This is a genomic window from Synechococcus sp. H55.2 (assembly GCF_047462495.1).
In the GTDB taxonomy this organism is placed as follows: domain Bacteria; phylum Cyanobacteriota; class Cyanobacteriia; order Thermostichales; family Thermostichaceae; genus Thermostichus.
Window position 1 is genome coordinate 2,747 of record NZ_JANSJH010000015.1, and the last position, 25,872, is coordinate 28,618.

Genomic DNA, 25,872 nt, shown 5'->3' on the forward strand with positions numbered 1-25,872 from the left:
CTATCGTCCAATTTCGGCGTGAAACTCCTGCAGGGACTTCACCTGCAGGGATCCCGACTGCAGGGCCCGGATGGCGGCGGCAGTGGCTTTGGCCCCGGCCAGGGTAGTAACCAAAGGGATCTTGTAGGCCAGGGCAGTGCGGCGGATCTTTTGGCCATCTTGCTGCGCCTCGACACCGGAAGGGGTGTTGACGAGGAGCTGAATCTGGTGGTTTTTGATGGCGTCGATGACGTGGGGCCGGCCCTCGTGCAGCTTGAGCACCTTCTCGACAGGGATCCCGTGCTCGGCCAGAACTTTTTGTGTGCCGGCAGTGGCCAGCAGACGAAAGCCCAGCTTGACAAACTCTTGGGCCACCGGGATCACGGCCTGCTTGTCGCGATCGCTGACGCTGATGAACACCGTGCCCCCTAGGGGCAGGTTTTGGCCAGCAGCCAGTTGCGCCTTGGCAAAGGCACGGCCAAAGTCGGTGTCAATCCCCATCACCTCACCGGTAGAGCGCATCTCCGGCCCCAGCAGCGTGTCGGTACCAGGAAACTTGTGAAACGGCAGCACCGCCTCCTTGACAGCCACGTAGGGTGGGATCACCTCCTGGGTAAAGCCCAGCTCCGCCAGGGTTTTGCCGCTCATCACCTGGGCGGCATAATCGGCCAGGGGATGGCCAATGGCCTTGCTGACGAACGGCACGGTGCGGGAAGCGCGCGGGTTGGCCTCCAGGACGTAGACCTGCTCCTTCTGGACGGCGTATTGCACGTTAATAAGCCCCACCACCTTGAGAGCTTGGGCCAGCTTCACCGTCCAGTCGCGAATCACCTGCAGCACCTCGGGGCTGAGGGTGCGGCTGGGCAAGACGCAGGCGGAATCCCCCGAGTGGATCCCGGCCTGCTCGATGTGCTCTAGGATCCCGCCAATGGTTACAGCCCCGGTGCGGTCGGCAATGGCATCTACGTCCACCTCCACCGCGTCCTCCAAAAACTGATCCACCAGCACGGGACGGTCGGGATCCACCGCCACCGCCAGTTGCATGTAGCGCTGCAGGTCTTGATCCGAATAGACAATCTCCATGGCCCGTCCCCCCAGCACATAGCTGGGCCGCACCACCACCGGGTAGCCGATGCGGCGGGCAATTTCCAGGCTTTCTTCCACGCTGCGGGCAATGCCGTTGGCCGGTTGGCGAATATCCAGCTCCCGCAAGATGCGCTCGAAGCGCCCGCGATCCTCGGCTATGTCGATGGAGTCGGGGGAAGTGCCCCAGATGGGCGCCTGGGCTGCTGCCAGCCCCTGGGCCAGTTTCAGGGGGGTTTGGCCGCCAAACTGCACGATCAGGCCCACCGGCTGCTCAGCTTCGACCAGGTTCATCACCTCTTCGTGAGTGAGGGGCTCAAAGTAGAGGCGATCGGCGGTGTCATAGTCGGTGGAAACCGTCTCGGGGTTGGAGTTGACCATGATGGTCTCATATCCGAGGCGGCTGAGGGCAAAGGCAGCATGGCAGCAGCAGTAGTCGAACTCGATCCCTTGGCCGATGCGGTTGGGGCCGCCCCCCAGGATCATCACCTTCGGCTTGGCGGTGGGGAAGGTCTCGGATTCGCTCTCGTAGGTGGAGTACTGGTAGGGGGTGGTCGCCTCGAACTCGGCAGCGCAGGTGTCCACCGTCTTGTAGGTGGGGATCACCCCCAGTTGCTTACGGCGATCCCGCACCTGGGCTTCGCTGGAGCCGGTCAGGTGGGCGATCTGCCGGTCGCTGAAGCCCATTTGCTTAAGGTGCCGCAGATCCTCAGCACTCAGGGATCCCAGTTCTCGCCCCTTGAGGGCTTGCTCCACTTCCACCAGCTCCTGCAGCTTGTCGATGAACCAGGGATCAATATGGGTGAGCTGGGCAATTTCCTGGGCCGAAAAACCCATGAGCAGGGCGGTGCGAATGGTCAAGAGGCGAAAGGGGTTGGGGGTGCGCAGGTTGGCCCGCACTTCCTCCGGCTTGGGGAAGACTTCTGGCCGGTCGCTGCCAAAGCCGGGGCGGTCGATCTCCAAAGAGCGCAGCGCCTTCTGGATGGACTCCTGGAAGGTGCGGCCAATGGCCATCGCCTCCCCCACCGACTTCATCTGGGTGGTCAAGACCGGCTCTGAACCGGGGAACTTCTCAAAGGCAAAGCGAGGGATCTTGGTGACCACGTAGTCGAGGGTGGGCTCGAAGCTGGCCGGAGTTTTGCGGGTGATGTCGTTGGGGAGCTCCGGCAGCGTGTAGCCCACAGCCAGCTTGGCGGCAATCTTGGCAATGGGGAAGCCGGTGGCCTTGCTGGCCAAAGCAGAAGAGCGGGAAACCCGCGGGTTCATCTCGATCACCCGCACTTCACCGTTGGCGGGGTTGACGGCAAACTGCACGTTGGATCCCCCCGTTTCCACCCCGATCTCGCGCATGATGGCGATGGCATAGTCCCGCAGCCGCTGGTACTCCTTGTCGGTAAGGGTCTGGGCCGGGGCCACGGTGATGGAGTCGCCGGTGTGTACCCCCATGGGGTCGATGTTTTCAATCGAGCAGATGATCACCACGTTGTCCGCCAGATCCCGCATCACCTCCAGCTCAAACTCCTTCCAGCCAATCACCGACTCCTCCACCAGGATCTGGGAGACCGGGCTGGCCTCGAGGCCGGCGGCGCAGATCTCTTCAAATTCTTCTTGGTTGTAGGCCACGCCGCCGCCCGTGCCCCCTAGGGTATAGGCGGGGCGGATGATGAGGGGATAGCCGATCTCGTGGGCGATTTGCTTGGCTTCGGCCAGGCTGCGGGCCAACCCTGAGCGGGGCACGGCCAGGCCAAGCCGCTGCATTGCCTGCTTAAACAGCTCCCGATCCTCCGCCTTTTCGATGGCCTCCCGCTTGGCCCCGATTAGCTCCACGCCGTAGCGATCTAGGATCCCGCGCCGGGCCAGTTCCACGGCCACATTTAAGGCCGTTTGTCCCCCCATGGTGGGGAGCAGGGCATCGGGGCGCTCCCGCTCGATGATCTGGGCCACGAAGTCCGCCGTCACCGGCTCGATGTAGACGCGATCCGCCATACTGGGATCCGTCATGATGGTGGCCGGGTTGGAGTTGACCAGGATCACCTCGTAGCCCTCCTCTCGCAAGGCTTTGCAGGCTTGGGTGCCCGAGTAGTCGAACTCGCAGGCTTGGCCAATGACGATCGGCCCCGCTCCAATGAGCAAGATCTTGTGAATGTCGGTACGGCGCGGCATGGGATCCCAGGGGTGGCAGAGTCAGCCTTCTATTGTAGGAGGTCACCTGCAGGTCAAGTTGCTCGTCGGGATCCCTCTTTTTTGGGATTGGCCCGGCTGGCTGCGCTCGCCAACAAAACAGGCAAGGCCGCTGTGCAACTCACTTGGCTCTGAACTCTTGGGGTTGTAGGTGCCGCAGCCAAGCGTTGACGTTGACCCGAATCCGTTGCCCAACTTGTAAGAGGCGGTGCAGATTTTCGGCGGAAATGTCGCGGCACTCTTCTGGGGGCCAAGCCGGGCAGCGGGGGCCGACCTGACGTTCCAGGGTCGCCAGGTAGAGCTCTTGGAGACGATCCAGATTAATGGGCAGGCGCAGATCCGCGGCCAATTGCAACCACTCTTCCAGGTTGTGGAGCTGTTCGCCAACAGTCTCCAGCTCAAAAGCGTGGGCAAGCTGCCACATCCCCCGCTGCAAGAGCCGATCCAGAACACGGGCTGCTTCTTCCCGCCGCAACTGACACCCCAACTGCTCCGCCTCACGGGCGATCGCCCGCAACTCCATCAGGTGATCCCGCTTGCCCTCTTCTATTTCCATCGCCCGCAAACTGTTCAACAGGCGCTGGTTGAGGGTGATCTGAGCTGCGGCCAACAATTCTTCCGGGATCGGCAGGCCATCGGCACGAAAAGCCATCAGGATCCCGTAATTGTCCAGGTAGGTTTGGCGATAGAGTTGGGCCAGGCGGTCTAGGGTATCTTGGGTAAGCCAGCGCATCATCTGCTGCCGGTCTTCGTCGTTCAGGGCGTTGAGGTCAAAGGTTTCCGGCCCAAACAGATCTTGCAGAGCCAGGATCATCTCCACCCGACTGGGGGATCCGGCCAGCAAGCGGGTTTTCAACTGTTCATAGCTGCGCCGCCCGGCAAACGGCCTAACGCCACATTGAAAGTCCCAGCCGCCGATGTGGAGCATGGCGTAGATCAGATCGTGCTCTTCGCGGGTGCTGGGAAAGGTAAGCTTCACCCGCCCGATGGCCAGTGTGGATCCCCCTATCGTCAGGCGCTCCTGATCCACTGGATCCAACCCATACCCTTGGGAGCGGGGGATGCCGTTAAAGAGAGACAGCATGGCGTGCTGGGCCACCAGCCGCTGTGGGCTGACCAGGGTGGGACGCACCAAGGCGCAGTAGACCCCCTTGCCGTCTTTGTAGAGGTCGAGGTTGCTGGGAGCCTTGCTCAGGCGGTTGAGGAACTCCTCTTCTAGGCTCACATCCGTCACGGCTGCCGCCAACTGGATAGCCCGTGCCGCATAGCGCAGGATCTGCACCCCTTCAGGACGGGATAGCTCCTCAAAAAACCAGCCACAACTGGTAAACATCAACTGGCTGTAGCGCTGCATCTCCAACAGGCGCAGCACCTGCACCTGATCTTCAGCCCTGAGGCGGTGGCTCTGATGCTCCCGCAAAAACGAATCGCAGCGCTCCCGATCCAAGATCACCTCAATGTAGTGATCCCGCGCCAGCCAGGGATCCCGCAGGTAGGCTCTGGCTTCCGTCTCGTAGATCTCGGCAAGCTGATCCCGCAGCCAGTTGAGGGCCTCCCGCAACGGTTGCCGCCAGCGTTGGTGCCACCCACCCACCGCTCCACAGCCACAGTCGCGCGACCAACGTCCTACCCCGTGGGCGCAGCTCCAGGCGGTGACCGGTTTCAGTTGCACCTCCCAAGTGGGGGGATGTTGGCTGAGAAAATGGCTGTAGTTGCCCACCTGCCAGCCCCGGCGAGGAAATTCCTCGCAAAAGGCATAGGCCAGCGTGCGCTCCACTCCGCGCTTGTGGTGGCCAAAAGTCTCGCCATCGGTGGCACAGTTGACCAGATAGGCTTCCCCCTCGGTGTCCGGCCGCAGAGCGGAACGGATCCGCTCCGCCAGCGACTGGGTGCTGTAAACGATATCCCCAAAGCCCAAGTCACGGGAAATGGGGCCGTCGAAAAAGAAAATATCCAAGTACCCCTCTCGGTCGGGGGTAAAGCAGCGGTAGGGCCGCCGGGGATCGATCTGGTTCTGGCTGACATCCATCCATTCCGTTTGCCCCAAAGGGCGAACGCGCTGCGCCTGGCTGGGGGCCAAAATGACGAAGCGGATCCCACAGTCGACCAAGGCTGTAACCGTCGCCGCGTCGATGGCGGTTTCCGCCAGCCACATACCTTGAGGATGGCGCCCAAAACGGTGTTGGAAATCGGCAATCCCCCAGCGAATCTGGGTGTACTTGTCGCGCTCGTTGGCCAGCGGCAGGATGACGTGGTTGTAGACTTGGGCGATGGCATTGCCATGCCCCTCCAGCCGCTCGGCGCTGAGACGGTCGCCGGCCAAAATGCGCTGGTAAACCTCAACGTCGTGCTCCTCCAGCCAAGAGAGGAGGGTGGGGCCGAAGTTAAAGCTCAGGAATTCATAGTTATTGACAATGCGCACCACCCGTCCCTGGTCATCCAGAACGCGGGCAAAGGCATTGGGCCGATAACACTCCGCCAGAATGCGCTCGTTCCAGTCGTGAAAGGGGCTGGCGCTGGGCTGACGCTGAATGCGGTTAAGCCAGGGATCCTCCCGCGGCGGCTGATAGAAATGGCCGTGTAACACCACGTAGGGAGCAGTTGCCCTTGGCCGCGCCGAGGCCCGATCGCCAGCCCCCGCCGAGAAGGGAGCTATCTGGGTCGGCGAGTCTCCATAGCCTGACTGTGCCGCTGGCCTGTCGGAATTCTTGGAGCCACTCGGCATCATAAGATCACACTCCTTAAGCTCCCCCCAACTTGGGTTACAGGGGGACGAGCTGTTAACTTAAATTCATATTCATACGTTACAGCGATCCCCGATCTGCGGCGGTGAATGTAAAAGATTCAGTTAGAAATTTGACAGGCAACAAACATCGGTCAGTAATCTTTGCGTTTTTCTCACAACAGAAGGGATCGCGGCTGGATCCCTTCCCTGAGCAGACCCAAGCTCGCCAACTTACATTGCCCAGTGCCACCAGCCCAGACCCACCAGCACCGCCGTGATGCCGTAGAGGCATCCCACCACCTGCACCTCTGACCAGCCGCCCAGCTCCAGATGGTGGTGCAAGGGCGACATGCGCAGCAGCCGTTTGCCTTGTCCGGTTTTGCGTTTGGTGTACTGGAAGTAGCCCACCTGCAGGATCACCGACAGGGCTTCTGCCACCAGCACTGCGCCCATCCAGGCCAGGGCCCAGAGCTGATCCCCCAACAGCGCCAGCCCTGCCAGAGCGCCCCCCAAGCCCAGGGAGCCGGTATCGCCCATAAATAGCCGCGCCCGGTGGTGGTTGTGCACCAGAAAGCCCAGACAGGCGCCGCTGAGAGCAAAGGCCAGCCCTGCCAACTCCGAATCCGCTGCTGTCAACCCAAGCCCCGCCAGGACAAGGGCCACCACCCCTGCCGCCAAGCCGTCCATGCCGTCGGCAAGGTTGACGGCGTTGTTGGTTCCCACCAACACAAACAAAGCCAGCGGCCAGAACAGCCAGCCCAGGGAGAGGGTGCCTATTCCCGGCAGGGTTAGAACGGTAGGGATCCCTTGCCAGGCCAGGTAGCCGCAAAAAACCAGCCCAATCCCCACCTGGAGCAAAAGCTTCGCTTTGGGGGGCAACCCCTTGTTGGAGCGCTGCCGGATGACCAGCCAATCGTCCAGCCAGCCGACCAAGCCATAGGCCAGCGCCAGCAGCGCCACCGCCAGCCACTGGGGATCCCAGCCGCTCCAGCTCCCGGCCACCAGCAGCCCCACAGGCAAAAAGCTGATCCCACCCATCGTCGGCGTGCCTGCTTTCTTATGGTGGGACGGGGGCCCCTCTTGGCGGATGACCTGCCCTGCCTTCCAGCGCCGCAAGGCAGGGAGGAGCAGGGATCCCAGCAAGGCCGAAGCCAACACGCTCAATCCAAAGGGGACGATCACCTGGGGCCGGATCCCGATCACCAGGGCCGAGAGGGCCAAGCCCAGAGTCAGGGAGAGCGCCATCCCACCCCAGTCCGCCTCTTCCAGATCGGGAAGCGTATCCGCATCCGTCCTTTCTGAACCCCTCACACCTTCAACCTCCAACACGCCACAACCGCTCAAAAAACTCCGGCAGGGGAGCCCAAGAAAACTCTATCCTGCCGGAAGCTCAGAGGTGAAGGGCCGGTGGGCGCCTAGTAGGGCCACTTCCAGTTGCGCACCTCCGGCAGATCCTCCCCATGTTCGCGGATGTACTGCTTGTGCTCGACGAGCTTATCCTGAATGATCTGCTTGATGTGGGCCCGTTCGTATTTGAAGCGCTCCACCCGGTCTAACACGTCATCCGCCAAGCTGAAGCGATCCACCTCGTTGAGGACGCACATGTCGAAGGGGGTGGTGGTGGTGCCTTCCTCCTTGTAGCCGCGCACGTGCAGGTTGTGGTGGTTGGGACGGCGGTAGGTGAGGCGGTGGATCAGCCAGGGGTAGCCGTGGAAGGCAAACACGATGGGCTTATCGGGCGTGAAGATACTGACGTAATCCACATCGCTGAGGCCGTGGGGGTGTTCGCTGGGCGGCTGCAACTTCATCAGGTTCACCACGTTCACCACCCGGATCTTGATGTCCGGCAGGTGCTGCCGCAAAAAGTCCGCCGCCGCTAGGGTTTCCATCGTCGGCACATCGCCGCAGCAGGCCATCACCACATCCGGCTCGGAGCCCTGGTCGTTGCTGGCCCACTCCCAGATCCCCAGGCCCTGGGTGCAGTGCTTGATGGCGGCATCCATGTCCAGATACTGCAGGGCCGGCTGTTTCCCTGCCACGATCACGTTGACGTAGTGGCGGCTGCGCAGGCAGTGGTCGGCCACCGAGAGCAGGGTGTTGGCATCCGGGGGCAGATAGACGCGGATGATTTCGGCTTTTTTGTTGACCACGTGATCCAAAAAGCCGGGATCCTGGTGGCTGAAGCCGTTGTGATCCTGCCGCCACACGTGGGAGGTGAGCAGGTAGTTGAGGGAGGGAATGGGCCGCCGCCAAGGGATGTGCCGGGTGGTTTTCAGCCACTTGGCGTGCTGGTTGAACATGGAGTCCACCAGGTGGATGAAGGCTTCGTAGCAGGAGAAGAAGCCGTGGCGGCCTGTCAACAGGTAGCCCTCCAGCCAGCCCTGACAGACGTGCTCGCTCAAGATCTCCATCACCCGCCCATCGGGGGAGAGGTGCTCGTCGTAGTCGTAGATAGGGGCCACCCAGGTGCGGTCGCTGGCCTCAAACACGGCGTTCAGACGGTTGGATGCAGTTTCGTCGGGGCCGAAGAGGCGGAAGTTGTGGGGGTTGAGCTTCATTACATCTCGCAAAAACTGTCCCAGCACCTTCGTGGCTTCGGCTTCGAGGGTGCCGGGGTGGGGTACGTCTACGGCGTAGCGGCGGAAGTCCGGCATTTTCAGCTCCCGCGTCAGCAGGCCGCCGTTGGCGTGGGGCAGGGCACCCATGCGTTTTTCCCCTTTGGGGGCCAGCTCTTGCAGCTCGGGCCGCAAACGGCCGTTTTCGTCGAAGAGCTCTTCTGGCTTGTAGCTGCGCATCCACTCTTCCAGGAGCTTGAGGTGCTCCGGGTTCTTGGCCAGATCCGCCAGTGGCACCTGGTGGGAGCGCCAGAAATCCTCTACTTTTTTGCCGTCCACCTCTTTGGGGCCCGTCCAGCCTTTGGGGGTGCGCAGGATGATCATCGGCCACTGCGGACGGGTAGGATCCCCTTTGCTGCGGGCGTGGTGCTGGATTTCTTGAATCTCGTGGATCACCGTGTCCAAAGTGGCGGCCATCAACTGGTGCATCTGGGCTGGCTCGGAGCCTTCGACAAAGTAGGGCTTGTAGCCATAGCCCACAAACAGGCTTTGCAGCTCTTCACGGCTGAGGCGGGCCAGGATCGTCGGGTTGGCGATCTTGTAGCCGTTGAGGTGCAGAATCGGCAGCACCGCCCCGTCGTGGATGGGGTTGAGGAACTTGTTGGAGTGCCAAGAGGCAGCCAGAGGGCCGGTCTCGGCTTCTCCATCCCCGACTACACAGGCCACCAACAGATCGGGGTTGTCGAAGGCCGCCCCAAAGGCGTGGGCTAGAGCATAGCCCAGCTCTCCCCCCTCATGGATGGAGCCGGGGGTTTCCGGGGCCACGTGGCTGGGTACGCCGCCGGGGAAGGAGAACTGCTTGAAGAGCTTGCGCATGCCCTCGGCGTCTTGGCTGATGTTGGGGTACACCTCGCTGTAGGTGCCCTCCAGGTACGTGTTGGCCACCAGAGCGGGGCCGCCATGGCCGGGGCCGGTGATGTAGAGGATGTTGAGGTTTTCCCGCTTGATGATGCGGTTGAGATGCACGTAAATAAAATTCAGCCCCGGCGTGGTGCCCCAGTGCCCCAGCAGGCGCGGCTTCACATGCTCTAGCTTGAGGGGTTCCCGCAGCAGCGGGTTGTCCATCAGGTAAATCTGCCCCACCGACAGGTAGTTGGCGGCCCGCCAGTAGGCGTCCATTTTGCGCAGTTCGTCGTCGGTCAGCGGTTTTGTCGAGAGCTGTTCTGCCAAAACCATAGCCGTACCCCCTAGGTATCTCTACTCCCATGGTGAGCCAGGTTGGGGCGTAGGCTTGGGGATCTTGGGATTCCTTTGGATTTGGGAGATGGGGTGAGGGTTGACAAGGGCGGGCCTAGGTAGAGCTGCAGCATTTTGCCCATGACCATTAGATACTCTCCCTGAGGGGCACCCCTCACCCCCAACCCCTCTCCCTGAGGGACACCCCTCACCCCCAACCCCTCTCCCTGAGGGAGAGGGGAGTTAGGGATCGATGTGACAAACCTATTGTTGAATAAGGCCATGGAGATTACCCAGCAGCGAGGAAGCGTTGAGCAAAAGTTGGCATCATCCGGCGTTGGGTTAGTCTTGCTCAAGCGGCAGGTATCTTGTTACCACCACCAGGGCTTGAGGGGGGTGCCGTCGGGGAAGATGAGGCCGACAATCTGGGATCCGCTGTGCTTGAGGCCCTCGATCTGGGCGCCTTGCAGGTTGGCCTGGGCGAGGTTGGCGCGGCTGACATCGGCCCGGCGTAGGTTGGCCCCCTGGAACTGGGCCTGGCGCAGCTCGGCGCCGCTGAGATCGGCTCCTTCCAGGTCGGCATTTTGCAAGTTGGCCCCCCGCAGATCCGCCCGCTGCAGGTTGGCCCCCCGCAAGTCTGCTCCTTCCAGGTCAGATCCGCGCAGATCGACGCGCTTCAGGTCGGCCCCCCGCAGCCGGATCTGGCGCAGCACCAGCCCCCTCAAGTCGGCCTTGCTCAGGTCTTGGCCACAGAGATCCTGCCCCTCTCCTCCCCAGTTCTGCAACTGCCAAATGTGGCGCAGCCGCTCCTCCAGGTGGGTCTCTTGGGAAAGCCGGGATCCCCGCAGGCTGGTGCCGCTGACTTTGGCCCCTCTCAAGTCGGCTCCCTCCAGATCGGCCCCCTGTAAGTCGGCTCCGCTCAGCTTGGCCCCTTGCAAATTGGCCTGGCGCAGATCCGCTTGCTGCAGTTGGGCGCCGTTGAAGTTGCAAAAGCGCAGGTTGGCCTTTCTCAAGTTAGCTTCGTGGAAGTTAGCACCCCCCAGCCGCGCCTCTTGCAGATCCACTCCCTCCAAGTCGGCGTAGGTGAAGTCCCGCTCGCCGCGCCGATAGGCCACGATCACCCCTTGCGCTCCCCCCACCGGGCGAAAGGGGCTGTAGGCGCGACAGGCCCGCTCCGCCTCCGGCTGCCCTAGCTGCGACAACAAGCGCCAAGCCGCCAGGCGCACCGCCCAAGAGCTGTTGCCGGCCAGGGCCGCAATCAGCTCGGCCAGGCCCGCCGATCCGTACTCCAGCAACTGGGGCAACGTAGCCAGGCGCACCGCTTCGTCGCTGTGGGCAAGGCGCCGCCGCGCCCCCTCGATGCCTCCCAACACCAAAGCCTGGGCCGGGGCGGTCGCCGTTTGACCCCCCAACACCAGATCCCAAAGTCGTGGCCGGGTGCCACCGGAGAGCTGGGAGTTGCCGATCATGGGCCCGGCTATACCCAACGTCCCACCACGACGCGGATGGTGCCATCCTCCAACACTTCTTCGGCCTCAATGGCATAGCCCTGTTCCCGGGCCGAGCGCAGCAAGCTTTTGTGGGCGTAGCGCTGCAAAATCGGCTCCAAGAAGGTCTGGGGATCGATACCTGCTCCCCACAGATCGGTCACCAGCTCGTAGTGATCCCCGTTGCGGCGAAAGCCGATGTCGAAGCCATTTTGCTGACGGATCACCAAGTCGGCGCGGGTGCGATTCCACAGGTAGCCGCGCAAGCTGGCATCCCGCTGCACGGCGTAGCCCAGTTCCTTTAGGGTCTCTTCCAAGAGCTCGGCGTCCTTGATTTGCACTTGCAGAGTGGTGAAGTGAGACATGGCGGTTACAATCCTTTGCGGGATGGAGACGGGATCCTCCACTATAAAGTGCCCTTGCGGTTGTGGAAAAAATGTGAAAAAGCATCACGTGGATCCCTAACTCCTCCCCTGGACAAAGGAGTCGCGGAAGTGTCTCAATCGGGTTTGCAATGAGCCTATCTGTGGGCGGATCCCTGCCGGCAAAATGGTTTAATGGGAGTTTAGCCCTTCACTTGACCCCTATGGCTGAGACCTTTCTTTACAACGCCTTGCGTGCCGCCCTCGACGAAGAAATGGCCCGCGATTCCAATGTATTCGTGCTGGGAGAGGATGTCGGCCATTACGGCGGCTCCTACAAAGTCACCAAAGACCTGTATCGCAAGTATGGGGAGATGCGCCTGCTGGATACCCCCATTTGCGAGAACAGCTTCACCGGCCTGGCCATCGGGGCAGCCATGACCGGCTTGCGCCCGGTGGTGGAAGGGATGAACATGGGTTTTTTGCTCCTGGCCTTCAACCAAATCGCCAACAACGCCGGCATGCTGCGCTACACTTCCGGCGGCAACTTTAAGATCCCACTGGTCATCCGCGGGCCGGGCGGGGTGGGCCGCCAGTTGGGAGCCGAGCACTCGCAGCGGCTGGAGGCTTACTTTCAAGCGGTGCCCGGCCTCAAGATCGTGGCCTGTTCAACCCCTTACAATGCCAAGGGTTTGCTCAAGTCGGCCATCCGCGACGACAACCCCGTTCTCTTTTTCGAGCATGTGCTCCTGTACAACTTAAAAGAAGATCTGCCGGAGGAAGAGTATCTTTTGCCTCTGGATAAAGCCGAAATTGTCCGATCCGGGTCGGACGTTACCCTGCTCACCTACTCGCGCATGCGCCACCACGTGCTCAAGGCTGTGGATACTTTGGTGTTACAGGAGATCGATCCCGAGGTGATCGATTTGATTTCCCTCAAACCTCTGGATATGGAGACCATTGCTGCTTCGGTGCGCAAAACCCACCGGGTGGTCATCGTTGAAGAAGACATGAAAACAGGCGGCATTGGGGCGGAGCTGACCGCCCGCATCATGGAAGAATTGTTTGACGAGCTGGACGCGCCGGTGGTGCGGTTGGCCTCCCAGGACATTCCCACCCCCTACAACGGCACGCTGGAGGCAGCCACGATCGTGCAGCCGGCAGATATTGTGGCGGCGGTGGAGCGGCTCCTCTACGCTGATTAGAGCCCCTGGCATCAGACGTCGAAATCCTACTCCCAGCTCCGCAATCACCTGCAAAGTTCTCAGGGCAACCTTGCTAAGATTTCCATGGCAGGGATCCCAGGCTATGCAAGGCGTACTGCTGATCCTCTACATGTTGTTTGTCAGTGGCCTGATTGCCGTGGTTGGGGATCGGGTCGGCTATCGGATTGGCAAAAAGCGCCTCACCTGGTTTAACCTGCGCCCCCGCCACACGGCCGTTTTGGTAGCCGTGATTACCGGGGTGAGCATCTCGGCGCTGACCTTGGGCACACTGCTGCTCCTCAACCGCTCCCTGTCGGAGGCCCTGTTCAGCTACACCAACCAAATTGCCCAGGCGGAGCAGGAGCTGCGGGCCCTCAACCGCCAAAAGGCCCTGCTGGAAGCCGAAAATGCCGCTCTCAGGGTTGAGCGAGACCGCCTCAAGCTGGATCTCGACCAGTTTCGCAGCCAGCAATCGGCAGCCCAGACCCGCCTGAGCGAAGTCCGGGATCAACTGACCTTGGCGCTGCAGGAGCGGCAAGAGGCAGAAGCCAAGCTGGCGGCAGCCAATGAGCAACTGGCCCAGGTGCAGCCCAGCCTGGCTCGAGCCCAGGCCGAGTTGGAGGCGGTGAAGGCAGAGGTGGAGTCGGCCCGGCAGGTCATTGCCACGCTGCAGTCGCAAAAACAAGCCCTGCAACTGGATCGGGATCAGTTAGAGCGCTCGTTGGATACGGCCCAGGCAGCTCTGGCCCAACTGGAGAGCCAAAAAAAACAGCTTGAGCAGGAGATCGAGCAGCTCAACCAGTTGGCGGTGCGGTTGCGGCGGGGAGAGTTGGCCATCCTGGCCGGAGAAGTCTTGGCGACGGGGGTTGTCGAGTCGCCGGAAGGGGCCAAACCGGAGGTGATCCGGCAACAGTTTGAGCGACTGTTGGCTCAGGCCGAGCGACGGGCCCTCGCCCTCGGATCCCAGCCCATGCCCCCTCTGGAAAACGCGATCTTGATCCGCCGCGAGGATGCCGATCAAGCCTTGGAAAAGCTACAAGAACCCGGTAGCTGGGCGGTGCGCATTCTCTCGCTCTCCAATCGGCTCAAGGGCGAGCCTGTGCCTGTGCTGGTACAGATCTACCCCAACCAGCGGATTTTCGCCAAGGGATCCGTGCTGGCCCAGGGGGTGATCCAGCCGGGTTTGAGCGAAAATCAAATCCAGCAGCAACTGCTGCGACTGCTGAACCAGGCCAATCAGCGCTCGCAAGAGGAGGGGCTCCTCTCCGATCCCATCACCGGCACCGTTGGGGAATTCTCGCAGGTGAAGTTTTTGGAAGTGGTGCAGCGCCTCCGTCAAAGCACCACCCCTATGGATGTAAAGCTGGTTGCCGACACAGACATTTACACGGCGGGGCCGTTGCGGGTGAGTTTTCTGATGGCCGACCAACCCAGCTCTTCTGGAGTTTCACAAGCGGGGCCCCCTGAGGGATGATGGACTCACTCCGTCCGGTAAGGCTGGAAGAGGGGCGGGTGCTGATCGGTTTTGACCCGGGGCGGGACAAATGTGGCCTTGCCGTTGTGCAAGTCCGGCCGGTGTGGCAGGTCTTGCATCGGGAAGTGGTCTTGGCAGGGGAGGCGCCGGCCAGGTTGCAGAGCCTCTGGCAGCAGTTTGGAGCGGAGCGGGTGATCCTGGGCAACCAGACGACGGCCCAGGCCTGGAAACACCAACTGGAATCACTCATCCCCCCGCCGCAGATCGTCCTGGTGGACGAGCGCCACAGCTCGGAAGAGGCCCGGCGGCGCTACTGGGATTTTTACCCGCCGCGAGGATGGGAGCGACTGTTGCCCAAGGGGATGCGGATGCCGGCCAAGGCGTACGATGATCTGGTGGCTCTGATTCTGGTGGAGCGCTATTGTCGTGAGACTGAGCCGACGTGAGCTGCTGCAGGGGATCCTGCTGGGGCTGATGGTGACAGGGTGTGGTGGGCACCTGCCTCTGATTGTGGCGCTCAAGCAAGGGATCCCCGCCAGCCTGGTGAACGAGTTTCGCCGCCGCACTCAGGCCCGCTTTCGGCTGCAACTGGTGGATGAGCGGGCCCAACTGCTGGCCTATCTGCGGCAGAGCGTCCAGCCGCCTGGTTCGGCCTGGCGGGTTCGGCGGCCGGTGGCAGCTCTAAGCCTGTTGGGGGCCGACGCTTTGGATCGGGCCGTGGCTGCCGGATGGCTGGATCCCTTGCCGCCTGAGCTTTTGGGGGAACGATGGTCCAATTTGGATCCCCGCTGGCAAGCCGCTGCGCGCCGGGAAGGACAGATCTGGGGTGTGCCTTGGCGCTGGGGGGTAACGGCCATCGCCTACCGCCGCGATCGGGTGGGCAAGCCGATTCGGGACTGGGAAGATCTGTGGCGGCCTGAGCTGACCGGCAAGATCACCCTGCCGGATCACCCGCGGGAGGTGATCGGGCTTGTCCTCAAAAAGATGGGCCGCTCCTACAACGATCCCCTCGACCCTGAGGATGTCGAACTCCGGCAAGAGCTGGGATCCCTGCACCGCCAGGTTTTGGCCTATACTTCCGCCGACTACCTGCCCATCTTGCGCCTGGCCGATAGCTGGGTGGCCGTGGGCTGGTCGCAGGATCTCTATGCCACCCAAGCCAACTACCCGGAGCTGGAAGTGGTGATCCCGGCGTCTGGCTCCGCCATCTGGTGGGATGTCTGGGTGCGACCTCACCTCAAAAACCCTGCCGACCCAGAATCAACCCAGACAGATGCTGGATCCCTGCTGGCCAACTGGATTGACTTTGTCTTGAATCCTGAGTTTGCCCCTCGCCTGGTGAATCTGAGCGGGATCGCTTCGGTTGTGCCGCTGGATTTGGCGCAACTGGCCCCCCGCCTGCAACGCCGAGCCGACTTTCAAATCTCCACTTGGCAACGCGCAGAGATCTGGCGCCCCTTGAGCTCAGCCGAGGCCGAGTCCTATCTCAATCTCTGGGATCAAATGCGACGGGGCCTTCTGTAGAGCCACGGCCCGTGGCAGGCTTTGGCATCTATCGGGTGGACAGTTGAGAAGTCTTGTGCCGGCCCGCAATACTTTGTCAAGGTTTGCAACGCTGCTGAGGAGCTGTGGTAGGATGCCTGCTGTCTGATGAGCCAGTCGCATTTGCATCGAGGAGAGCGCCTTGAGCCTGAGAGTTGCTGTTGTGGGAGGTGGCCCAGCCGGAGCCTCTGCCGCCGAAGTTTTGGCCCAAGCCGGAATTGAAACCTTTTTGTTGGAGCGGAAGCTGGACAACGCCAAGCCCTGCGGGGGGGCCATTCCCCTCTGTATGGTCTCCGAATTCAACCTCCCTGAGGAGATCATTGACCGCAAAGTGCGCAAGATGAAGATGATCTCCCCTTCCAACTATGAGGTGGATATCGTCCTCGACAACGAAAACGAATACATCGGCATGTGCCGCCGCGAGATCTTGGATGCCTTCTTGCGCAACCGTGCCCATCAAAAAGGGGCGGAGCTGATCAACGGCAAAGTGATGCATCTGGAAATTCCCCAAAATAACCGGGATCCCTACATCCTCCACTACAACGATTTCTCCGACGGCTCGAGGCAAGGGAGACCGCGTTCTTTGGCGGTGGATGTGGTGATCGGGGCGGATGGGTTCCACTCCAAGGTGGCGGAAGCCATTGGTGCTGGCGACTACAACTATGCCCTGGCCTTTCAGGAGCGGATTCGGCTCCCGGACGACAAAATGGCCTACTACGAAGAGCGGGCAGAGATGTACGTGGGGGACGATGTTTCTCCAGACTTCTATGCCTGGGTCTTCCCCAAGTCCAACCATGTAGCCGTAGGCACCGGCACCATGAAGGCCAACCAGGCCAACATCCAAAAGTTGCAAGCTGGGATCCGTGCCCGCGCTGCCGAGCGGATTCGGGGGGGGCAGGTGATTAAGGTAGAGGCCCATCCGATCCCGGAGCATCCGCGTCCGCGCCGCGTGGTGGGCCGTGCGGCTTTGGTGGGAGATGCGGCAGGCTATGTAACCAAATCCAGCGGCGAAGGGATCTATTTTGCCGCCAAGTCGGGCCGCATGTGTGCCGAGACCATCGTCGAGACCTCCAACGGCGGGAAGCGCGTCCCCAGCGAGGAGGAGCTCAAGCTGTATCTCAAGCGCTGGGATCGCCAATACGGCCTGACCTACAAGGTTTTGGATATTCTACAACGGGTGTTCTACCGTTCCAACGCCACTCGCGAAGCCTTTGTGGAGATGTGCGCCGACCGGGATGTGCAGCGGCTAACCTTTGACAGCTACCTCTACAAGACGGTGGTGCCCATGAACCCTTGGGTGCAGTTCAAGATCACGGTCAAAACCCTGGGCAGCCTGATCCGCGGCAACGCTTTAGCTCCCTGAGGATCCCTACTGCCACTGGAAGGTGACGGTAACGCGATCCCAATTGGCTTCCGTTTTCAGCACACTGGCAGAGGCCCGTTGTCCGGCGGGCACATCGCTGGGCTCAAACGCGGCCACCCGCGTATCGATGACTGCTTCTCCCTGATAGAAGGTGAAACGAGCGCGGGCGTTGAGAACGGTGCGGGTGCTGCGGTTGATCGCCTCCACGCTCAGGCGGCTGCCGGCCCCTACCCGTTCTTCTCGAATGGATCCCACGATCACGAAATCTCCCGGGTTGGGCGCAGATGTGGCGGCGGTCGGCGTTGGGCTGGCCATCGGTGGGGCCGTCTCGTTCTGCTTGAGGAGCTCCAAAACGCGGGCCAACTCTTGCTGGAAAAAAACAAAGGCTTCCCGCGATTGGTTGGCTACCTGGGCCAAAATCAGCCGATCCGACTCCTCTACCGGAATTTCCAGCAGGGGGGCCGGCCCTTTGAGGGTGACTCGAATGCTGGCGACCTCTTGGTTGATGAACTTATCCAGGTAGGGAAAGATGTTGAGAATGCAGTCTTGAAAGGATCCCATCGGCATAATGCGATTGTTCGTCAGCACCAAGTCGGCCCGCTCACAGCTAGCCCGATCCTCCATATCGATCTCCAGGGGCACGCGGAAGGATCCCAGGCTGGTGTTGGTGATGGTGACGCCAATGCCGTACACCTCCTGTCGCCAGCCGTGGATGATCTCCAGGCTGGGACTGGTCACTTCCTCGGTGAAGTACTCTCCCGCCCAGACAGGGGATCCCCCCAGAGATAGGGTCAATAGCAACACAGGGAAATAGCAGGTCAGTCTCCGGTTCACCTCAACCTTCCTCCACGCACAGCTTGTGAATTCTGGGGCAAGGCATCGATTTGCTTCCCTGAGATGGAAATAGCCTAGCCTCAGAGCTACCGCCCAACCAAGAGACGCACCTTTTGCACTGGACACCCTCTCCGCCCCGACCTCTTGCACCAGCAGCCAATGGTCATCTCCGCAGGTATCCGAAATATCCATTTTTACCTCAAAGCACCCCCTCAGCGGGTCTGGAGAGGCCATTCTTTGCAGGGATCCCCAAAGATCGCCACCTACTCCGTACACTGGGATCCTGGGGGGGCATGATGACCGGACAACGACTCAGCCTGTGGACGAAGCTGGCCTATGGGGTGGGGGATCTGGGCACGGGCATAACGGCCAATATCCTCATCTTTTTCCTGCTGCCCTTTCTCACCAATACCGTCGGCATGGCGGCGGGCCTGGCCGGCAGCATCTACGCCATCACCCGCTTTTGGGATGCCCTCAACGATCCCCTCATCGGCATCCTCAGCGACCGCACCCGCAGCCGTTGGGGTCGTCGCCGCCCCTGGCTGCTGTTTTCGGCTCTTCCCTTTGCCCTGACCTTTGCGGCGCAGTGGTGGATCCCTTTTCCCGGTCGAACTGGGCTTTTGTTTGCCTATTACCTGGCGGTGTCGCTGCTGTTTAACACCTTCTACTCTGCCGCCAACATTCCCTATGCCTCTCTGACAGCGGAGCTGACCCAAGACTACGACGAGCGCACCCAGCTCAACCAGTTCCGCTTTGTCTTCTCGGTGGGAGGCAGCATGGTTGCGGTAGTCAGCTTTCCGCTTTTGGTTAACCTGCTGCCGGATCGGGCTGCCGGCCATCTGCTGGCGGGAGCTTGTTTTGGGGGGATCTCGGCTCTGCCCCTGCTGCTCTGCTTTTGGGGGGTGCGAGAACGGTATCAATCCTGGCGGGATCCGCTGCCCCTACTGCAGCAACTGCGGGTGGCCTTCAGCAACCGCCCCTATCTATTTGTCAGCGGCATCTACCTGTGTTCTTGGCTGGCGTTTCAGTTTACGGCCACGATCATCCCCTATTTCATCGTTTTCTGGATGCAGTTGCCGGAGGTGTGGATCTCGCTAGTGGTGTTGGCGGTTCAGAGCGTTGCGGTGCTGACCCTGTTTGCCTGGACGCGACTGAGCGCCCACCTGGGCAAGCGCGCCATGTACCTGATCGGGGCGGGGTTTTGGCTGATCTCGCAAGCCGGCCTGTTTTTCCTACAGCCCGGCCAGGAGCGGCTCATGATTGCCCTGGCGCTGTTGGCGGGGGTGGGGGTTTCGGCCACGGCCTATCTCGGCCCCTGGTCGATGTTGCCGGATGTCATCGACCTGGATGAGCTGCAAACTGGGGAGCGGCGGGAAGGGATCTTTTGTGCCTTGATGGTGTTCCTGCAAAAGGTAGGCCTAGGACTGGGGCTGTTTTTCCTAGGGCAAGTTCTGGAGTGGTCTGGCTTTATCCCTTCGGTGGCCGGGGGGCCGCCGCCCACCCAGCCGGAATCGGCCCTGTTGGCCATCCGCCTTGCCATTGGCCCCTTGCCGGCGGTGGTTTTAATCGGCGGCATCCTGCTGGTGTGGCTCTACCCCATCACCCGGCAGCGCCACCGGCAGATCCTGCAGGAACTAGAAGCAAGACGGGCGGGATCCGCCTAGACAAGAGCCGCTTCCCCTCTTTAGTTGAGGATGATGCGCAGGCCGCTGCCGGAAGGCTGCACCGGCTCGGAGTTGGGCAGAATCCGCAGGCCGCTGCCGCTGGGCCGGATCCCGGTGTTGTCGGTATTGACGAAGAAGGTGTTGGAGCGGCCATCCCGCTCGTAGACCACCACGTCGTTGGAATTGAACTGGGAGCGGCAGATGATGGGGGAGTTGTCGGCAGCAGTGGCGGCGCTGCAGCGGTAGCCAGGGGCAGAGACCACTTGGCCCTCGGCATCGATGGAAAAAGGAACTCCCCCGGGCGGGAACGGAGCCAAGAGCGGCTGGTCGGGGTTGAGGATAACCGAGCCACCGGTGCTGGGTTCGACAACGATCCCGCGGCCATCAATGACGATCCGCTGAGCTTGTACAGGAGCGACAGCCCCCAAGAGCAAAGCCAGGCTTAGCCCCAGTGGGCGGGGAAAAAACAGTTTCATCGGACATCTCCTTTGGCCCAGGGCCATTCCACTCTTTGGGATCCATCGGCTACCTTGGAGGGATCCCTAACTTGATCTTGGCCCAGGTAGGGAGGATAACCCAGGGCGGAAGCCGTCACCTCGCTTGCCAGGATGGGCACTTGGCCTTCGGCTCGACTACCACAGCCCGGAACGCCCCAGCGCCAGACCCACCACCAACATCCCCAACACCAGAAAAGGCTGAGCGCTGGCCTGGTATTTCACGTCGTTGTTGAGGGGATCCCGCAGCAGGTACATGTCTTGGAAGGTGATCTGGGGGATAATGAGCAGCACCAAAATCGCCGCATAGAGTTTTAGGCCGGCTCCCAGCAAAAACGAGGCCATGCCGAACTGAAATAGATCAATCATCAGCGCCGCGATCCAGGCCGCCCCCACAGCGCCAAACATCACCGGCAAAGAGGCGAGTCCAAATTGTCTATCTCCCTCGATGCTTTTGAAATCGTTGACCACGGCAATCCCCAAGCCGGCCAAGCTGTAGATTAGAGTTAGGATGCAGACTGTCCAGTTGAGCTGGCCAAACAGGGCGTGGCCTGTCCACCAGGGCAAAGCAATGTAGCTGGCGCCCAGGGCGTAGTTGCCCAGCCAGCCATTGCGCTTTAGTTTCAGGGGCGGCGCCGAGTAGATGTAGGCAATTAGGGCTCCCGCCAGGGCAATGCAGGTGATCACCGGGAAGTCGTGGCCGGTGTACCAGTCCAGGGCATAGGCCAACCCCAGCCCCAAGATCAGCAGCACCCAGATCTGGATAACCACCCGCTGCAGGGAGATGGCCCCGGAAGGGATGGGGCGGTAAGGCTCGTTGATGGCGTCGATGTCGCGGTCGTAGTACTCGTTCAGGGTCTGGGTGTAGCCGGTCATCAGGGGGCCGGCCAGGATCATGCCCACCAGGATGAGGGCCACGTTCTCCCAAGTCCAGGTAAAGTGGCCAGAAGAGGCCGCCCCCGGAATCAGGCCCCACACCAGCGGGATCCAGGTGACGGGCTTCATCAGTTGCAGGTGGACTTGCCAAACGGAGCGAGACTCCACCTCTGCCCCTTTCATGCCCAAAAGTTGACGGACACGCCGGCTGGCGGATCCTTGGTCGGTTTCAGGAGCCGGCGCGGTTTCTGCGCTGGGATCGGCAGCAGGGGCCATTGCGTCTGCCGCTGGCGCCAAAGATGGCTCTTGAGAGGTGCTTTCGCTCATAGTGGGGTGCGCAATCAAACTTCAACAACGGGGATACCCACCCCCATTCTGAGGCATCTTCCCTCGTTCCTCAAAACTTTCCTCTAGACAATCTGCGCTGCCACGAATAGGGATTGGTGCTGGGCCGGGATCCGCTCTTTCTCGGCTGCCGGGATCACCAAGGGGGGCTGCCGGGTGTAGTTGACGGGATCCCGGAACCAAGGTCGGCTGTAGGTGTTGTAAAGGAGGGGCCGGGGAGCGGTAGAACGATTGGCCCGGCCTAGGTGGATCAAGCGGTAATCGAACAGCAGGCAGGATCCCTTGGCCAGCGGCGGATCGACAAAGGGCATCTGCCGGGCCAGCTCGGTGTAGTGGGCCTCGAAAACGGCATGGCTGCCGGGCCAGAGACGGGTTATGCCGTTCTCTTCGTTGACATCCACCAGCGGAATGAGAAGATTGAGGGCATAGCAGGGGATGATGGCATCCAGAATTGCGTCGCCGAAGAGGTGGGAGAGATCCCGGTGAACCTGTTGGTCGGCGGATCCCGGCAGAGAAACTACCACCCCCAGACCGCTCAGGATCAGGCTTGATCCCAAGATTCGCTGCAAAATAGGCAGGACTAAGGGGTGGGCATAGAGCAGGGGATCGTTGAAGGGCCCCTCCAGGCGCACCGTCACCATCACTCGTCGATTGCCCACCAACAGGGCGTCGGTGTGGTTCTCGTGGGTGCAGTAGCGGCTGTAGGTGGCCAGAAAGCTGCTGTGCAGCTTGTCGATGAGCGCCGTGGGGAAGATCTCCGGCAGCACCAGGTAGCCCTCGGTGGAAAACAGGTGAAACGCCTGCTCTACGGTCTCCGGATCCGGCTGCTGTCCTGTATGGCTAAAGCGCACCTGGGCTAACACGAACCTTTACCCCTTTTGCAGACTGGCCACTGCCATCAGCATGCCCCGCGCCTTGTTCAAACATTCTTGATATTCCCGCTCTGGATCCGAGTCGGCCACGATGCCCGCCCCGGCTTGGACGCTCACCTGGCCCCGTTGAACCAGCAGGGTGCGGATGGTGATGGCGGTGTTCAGTTGGCCGGAGAAGTCATAGTAGCCGTAGGCACCGGCGTAGGGGCCGCGGCGGCACCCTTCCAGCTCGTGGATAATCTGCATGGCGCGAATTTTGGGGGCGCCGGTAACGGTGCCGGCAGGAAAGGTGGCCCGCAGCAGATCCCAGGCGCTGTAGCGGGGATCCAACTGCCCTACCACGTTGCTGACGATGTGCATCACGTGGCTGTAGCGCTCAATCTGCATCAGGTCGTCCACCTGCACGGATCCCAGGCGGCAGACCCTTCCCAGGTCGTTGCGGGCCAAGTCCACCAGCATGACGTGCTCCGCCCGCTCCTTGGGATCCGCCAAGAGCTCTTGCTCCAACTGGCGGTCTTCGGCGGGGGTAGTGCCGCGGGGGCGGGTGCCGGCGATGGGACGCACGGTGGCGATGCGCTCTTCCCCCACCCGGCTGAGCTTGACCATCACCTCTGGGCTGGAGCCAATCAGGCACAGATCCCCAAACTGCAAAAATGCCATGTAGGGGGAGGGGTTAATCAGCCGCAGGGAGCGGTAGAGGCGAAAGGGATCCCCGTCAAAGCGGCTGGTCAAGCGCTGCGAGAGCACCACCTGAAAGATCTCGCCGGCGCGGATGTAGGCTTTGGCCTGCTCCACCGCCTGGCAGTAGGCGGCGCGGCTGAGGGTGCTGGGGGGAATGGCATCGGGCAGGTGGGGCTTCCAGTCGAGGCTGAGGTGGGATAGCGACAGGGGAGCGCTGAGCTGTTGCAGCAGCGTTTCCACCCGCTGGCAAGCTTGGGCGTAGGCCTGCTCCGCCGGCTGCTGGCGCGTGTCGGCAAAGGCCACCACCCAGATCTTGCGCTTCACCTGGTCGAAGATCAGGATGCTGTCCACCTGCATTAGGATGGCGTCGGGCGGATCCCCTGGCTGCGGGGGATGGATGGGTACCTTGGGCTCAATCCAGCGAATCAGCTCATAGCCCCAGTAGCCGAACAGCCCGCCAATGCTGCTGGGCAACTCCGGCAGGTGCACCGGCTCATAGGGCTGCAGGCAGCGGGCCAAAATGGCAAAGGGATCCCCGTGGTGCTGCTCTCGATGCCCGTCGCGGTGGATTTGCAAGGCCTGATCCCCGCGCACCTCTAGCACCCACAGGGGATCGCAGCCGAGGAAGCTGTAGCGGGCCACCTGCTCCCCTCCCTCCACCGATTCCAACAAAAAGTTGTAGGGCCGCCCGGCGCAGACCCGGTACCAGGCAGAGACAGGCGTTTCCAAGTCCGCCACCCATTCCTGGTACACCGGGATGAAATTGCCCTGTTGGCTGAGGGCGAGAAACTCCTTCAGGGAAGGGAAGATCATGGCCTGCACTTCCTGCGGTTTGCCTCTCGACTTTACCCTAAGGCGGGCAACCATTAAGCTGAGGGGGGCTTTTCTCTCGGGAACCTTGGCCATGCATACCCCATCGCAGATCCTTCGCGAGCGCCTGCGCTTCCACGGCCACAAGTACACTTTTGTCAGCCAGCGTTTGCGCTTTCCCAACGGCACAGAAGGGGAGCGGGAGTACCTCATCCACCCCGGCGGCGTTGTGGCCGTGCCGGTGACTGCCGAAGGCAAGTTTGTCTGCATTCGCCAGTATCGCTTTGCCGTCGCCGCCTACCTTTACGAATTTCCTGCCGGCACCGTCGAGCCGGGAGAACATCCGGATGAAACCATTCGCCGCGAGCTGGAAGAAGAAACCGGCCTGCGCGCCCACCGCTGGGATCCCCTCGGCCAATTTTATCTGTGCCCCGGCTATTCCAGCGAGATCATGTACGCCTACCTGGCGCGGGATCTGGAAGTGCTGGATGCTCCACCGGCCAAGGACGAGGATGAAGACATCGCCGTCGTGGAGTTTTCGCCTGCTGAACTAACGGAAATGGCCCGTTTTGGCCTGGACTTTGATAGCAAATCTATCGCCTGCTTTTGGCGGGCCCAATTGTTTTTGGCGGCAGAAAAGGGGGCTATTCCAAGTGGCAACCAGACATGAGTGGCAAACTCTGGCCATTGCAATTGCCGGTGAACCTTTGCCTTGCCTAGCTTCCCTCCCTCAGAGCGAGAGTTAGGGATCGATCCAGCGAGCCGTTCCATTTGATAATGACTACGACTTTTTTGTACAGCTTTTTCTAGCGTTATCTACGGCAGCCAGTATAGATCAATCTCTTGCGTCAGTCGCCCCTGACCATCAAGGTGGGCGCGACGTTGAATTGAACATCAGAGGGATCCCTTATCCCGGCTATTTTGTTAACTGGAGAAGCCTTGGAGTCTCCTAGAATTTTAGGGTCGAGGGGTGAGGAAATATGCGGAAGCTGTTGTATTCCTATGGTCGCATAGCCTGGGGAGTGGCCTTGGTTGTCACCCTACCAACTGCCGTTGGTTCTGCCCATTCCCAGCCTATGCTTCCGCTTTTGCCGGCTGTTTCTGAGGGGGGCAGCGCGCGCGAAGGAGTTGTTGCCCTATTTCGTCAATCCATCTGGTGGGACTTCATCCGTGGCAATCGTGGCGAAAACCTGCGCCTGTTTGCGGCCAGCCTCACCGCTTCCGATCGTCAGGATGTAGTGGCCGTGTTTGAAATCCAGCGGCAGCCGACAGTGGAGCCGGTGGTGCGGGTTCTCAGCTTTGGACATCAGGGAGGATACGATTTTCGCCTGCTCCACACGGCTGAGCCGATCCCAGGGCGGTTGGTGGAAGCTCACCTGCGCACCGACATCACCCCCAGCACCCAGCCCAAGTTGGTGCTGCTCACCGAGCGAGGGGGCATCAGCCTGCTGCGGTCTGTCTTGGTCTTGGAACACCGGCTAGAGGGGTTTGTGCCGTTGCTAAGCGTAACAGACTTAAGCAATGCCAGCCTGCGGGTCAGCCCCCAAGGGATCCTGGTCATCTCCAGCGTGCCGGGATCCAACCGCGACTCGCGCGCCACCCTCTACCAGTGGGAAGGAGATGGCTTTGTCCGCCGCGATCTGTAGCATCCCAAGTTTTTCGATTGGCGACAAGGCATAGGCCGCTGGGATTCGTTCCCAATTGCTGCGAAGCAGTCCCCTGCAACTCCCCTCTCCCACTGGGAGAGGGGTCGGGGGTGAGGGGAGACTCCCATTGAAAGAGGGATCGGGGGTGAGGGAAACGTCTCCAGCCTATTGAGGGTGACCAGAGAGCTGCTGAGCCTGCCAGCAGACGCCCAGGCTGGGCGCTTGGCCCACCTGCCAGAGAAACAGGCTTTCAGCTCCCAGGGGATCCAGGCTCCAGGGATCCAGGTCAGACCCAAACCACCCGTAGGGATCGACAGGGGCAGGTTGGCCAGAGTTGGTTTGATCAAGGCGGCGCACCTCAAAATGGAGATGGGGCCCACTGGCACAGCCGCTGTCGCCCGAGAGGCCGATTACGTCCCCTGCCGCCACTCTCTGTCCCTCCTGCACCCGGATTTGGC

General features: G+C 61.3%; 20 protein-coding genes. 8 read left to right on the forward strand and 12 right to left on the reverse strand.

The window, feature by feature from the left end:
• From carB to NW844_RS03460, 6 genes are all read right to left on the reverse strand, one after another.
• Window positions 1–3,225, reverse strand: coding sequence for a carbamoyl-phosphate synthase large subunit (gene carB / locus NW844_RS03435; RefSeq protein ID WP_414333501.1), 3,225 nt, complete (start codon window positions 3,223–3,225; stop codon window positions 1–3).
• Between the two features lie 139 nt (window positions 3,226–3,364).
• A complete protein-coding gene (locus NW844_RS03440; protein ID WP_414333503.1) occupies window positions 3,365–5,971 on the reverse strand; it encodes a DUF3536 domain-containing protein in 2,607 nt (868 codons plus the stop codon).
• Window positions 5,972–6,199: 228 nt separating this feature from the next.
• Entirely contained in the window at window positions 6,200–7,213 is a 1,014-nt protein-coding gene (mraY, locus tag NW844_RS03445; protein ID WP_414333544.1) for a phospho-N-acetylmuramoyl-pentapeptide-transferase, read from the reverse strand.
• Window positions 7,214–7,383: 170 nt separating this feature from the next.
• On the reverse strand, window positions 7,384–9,759 hold the full coding sequence (locus tag NW844_RS03450) for a phosphoketolase (RefSeq protein WP_414333505.1): 2,376 nt from the start codon (window positions 9,757–9,759) through the stop codon (window positions 7,384–7,386).
• Between the two features lie 371 nt (window positions 9,760–10,130).
• Entirely contained in the window at window positions 10,131–11,228 is a 1,098-nt protein-coding gene (locus NW844_RS03455) for a pentapeptide repeat-containing protein (protein ID WP_414333507.1), read from the reverse strand.
• 8 nt (window positions 11,229–11,236) lie between these two features.
• A complete protein-coding gene (locus tag NW844_RS03460) occupies window positions 11,237–11,611 on the reverse strand; it encodes a DUF1257 domain-containing protein (protein WP_414333509.1) in 375 nt (124 codons plus the stop codon).
• A gap of 221 nt (window positions 11,612–11,832) precedes the next feature.
• Here NW844_RS03460 and NW844_RS03465 point away from each other — a divergent pair, with 221 nt between their 5' ends.
• The 5 genes from NW844_RS03465 to chlP all read left to right on the forward strand — a co-directional run bounded on the left by NW844_RS03465 (window position 11,833) and on the right by chlP (window position 17,192).
• Window positions 11,833–12,813: an alpha-ketoacid dehydrogenase subunit beta gene (locus NW844_RS03465; protein ID WP_414333511.1), complete on the forward strand. Its 981-nt coding sequence runs from the start codon at window positions 11,833–11,835 to the stop codon at window positions 12,811–12,813.
• A 103-nt stretch (window positions 12,814–12,916) separates the two neighbouring features.
• Window positions 12,917–14,287: a DUF3084 domain-containing protein gene (locus tag NW844_RS03470; RefSeq protein ID WP_414333513.1), complete on the forward strand. Its 1,371-nt coding sequence runs from the start codon at window positions 12,917–12,919 to the stop codon at window positions 14,285–14,287.
• Window positions 14,284–14,733, forward strand: a complete 450-nt coding sequence (locus NW844_RS03475) for a resolvase (RefSeq protein ID WP_414333515.1) — start codon at window positions 14,284–14,286, stop codon at window positions 14,731–14,733. The genes NW844_RS03470 and NW844_RS03475 overlap by 4 nt, the downstream gene beginning before the upstream one ends.
• On the forward strand, window positions 14,714–15,811 hold the full coding sequence (locus tag NW844_RS03480; RefSeq protein ID WP_414333517.1) for an extracellular solute-binding protein: 1,098 nt from the start codon (window positions 14,714–14,716) through the stop codon (window positions 15,809–15,811). Before NW844_RS03475 ends, NW844_RS03480 begins: the two co-directional genes overlap by 20 nt.
• 160 nt (window positions 15,812–15,971) lie before the next feature.
• On the forward strand, window positions 15,972–17,192 hold the full coding sequence (chlP, locus tag NW844_RS03485; RefSeq protein WP_414333518.1) for a geranylgeranyl reductase: 1,221 nt from the start codon (window positions 15,972–15,974) through the stop codon (window positions 17,190–17,192).
• Between the two features lie 6 nt (window positions 17,193–17,198).
• Here chlP and NW844_RS03490 read toward each other — a convergent pair whose 3' ends face one another.
• A complete protein-coding gene (locus NW844_RS03490; RefSeq protein WP_414333520.1) occupies window positions 17,199–18,026 on the reverse strand; it encodes a hypothetical protein in 828 nt (275 codons plus the stop codon).
• Window positions 18,027–18,319: 293 nt separating this feature from the next.
• Between NW844_RS03490 and NW844_RS03495 the strand changes: the two genes are divergently transcribed.
• Window positions 18,320–19,690, forward strand: a complete 1,371-nt coding sequence (locus NW844_RS03495; RefSeq protein ID WP_414333522.1) for an MFS transporter — start codon at window positions 18,320–18,322, stop codon at window positions 19,688–19,690.
• A gap of 20 nt (window positions 19,691–19,710) precedes the next feature.
• On the opposite strand, the gene NW844_RS03500 is transcribed toward NW844_RS03495, so the two are convergent.
• From NW844_RS03500 to trpE, 4 genes are all read right to left on the reverse strand, one after another.
• Window positions 19,711–20,166, reverse strand: a complete 456-nt coding sequence (locus NW844_RS03500; RefSeq protein ID WP_414333524.1) for a hypothetical protein — start codon at window positions 20,164–20,166, stop codon at window positions 19,711–19,713.
• A gap of 156 nt (window positions 20,167–20,322) precedes the next feature.
• The gene (gene chlG / locus NW844_RS03505) at window positions 20,323–21,336 is read right to left on the reverse strand and encodes a chlorophyll synthase ChlG (protein ID WP_414333525.1); all 1,014 of its coding nucleotides are present in this window, start codon (window positions 21,334–21,336) and stop codon (window positions 20,323–20,325) included.
• A gap of 134 nt (window positions 21,337–21,470) precedes the next feature.
• Window positions 21,471–22,268, reverse strand: coding sequence for a phytanoyl-CoA dioxygenase family protein (locus NW844_RS03510; protein WP_414333527.1), 798 nt, complete (start codon window positions 22,266–22,268; stop codon window positions 21,471–21,473).
• A 6-nt stretch (window positions 22,269–22,274) separates the two neighbouring features.
• Window positions 22,275–23,771: an anthranilate synthase component I gene (trpE, locus tag NW844_RS03515; protein WP_414333546.1), complete on the reverse strand. Its 1,497-nt coding sequence runs from the start codon at window positions 23,769–23,771 to the stop codon at window positions 22,275–22,277.
• A gap of 91 nt (window positions 23,772–23,862) precedes the next feature.
• Between trpE and NW844_RS03520 the strand changes: the two genes are divergently transcribed.
• Window positions 23,863–24,438, forward strand: coding sequence for an NUDIX hydrolase (locus NW844_RS03520; protein ID WP_414333529.1), 576 nt, complete (start codon window positions 23,863–23,865; stop codon window positions 24,436–24,438).
• Between the two features lie 310 nt (window positions 24,439–24,748).
• Window positions 24,749–25,414, forward strand: a complete 666-nt coding sequence (locus NW844_RS03525; RefSeq protein ID WP_414333531.1) for a hypothetical protein — start codon at window positions 24,749–24,751, stop codon at window positions 25,412–25,414.
• A 165-nt stretch (window positions 25,415–25,579) separates the two neighbouring features.
• On the opposite strand, the gene NW844_RS03530 is transcribed toward NW844_RS03525, so the two are convergent.
• The coding region (locus NW844_RS03530; protein ID WP_414333532.1) for a M23 family metallopeptidase at window positions 25,580–25,872 on the reverse strand (293 nt) is incomplete at its 5' end.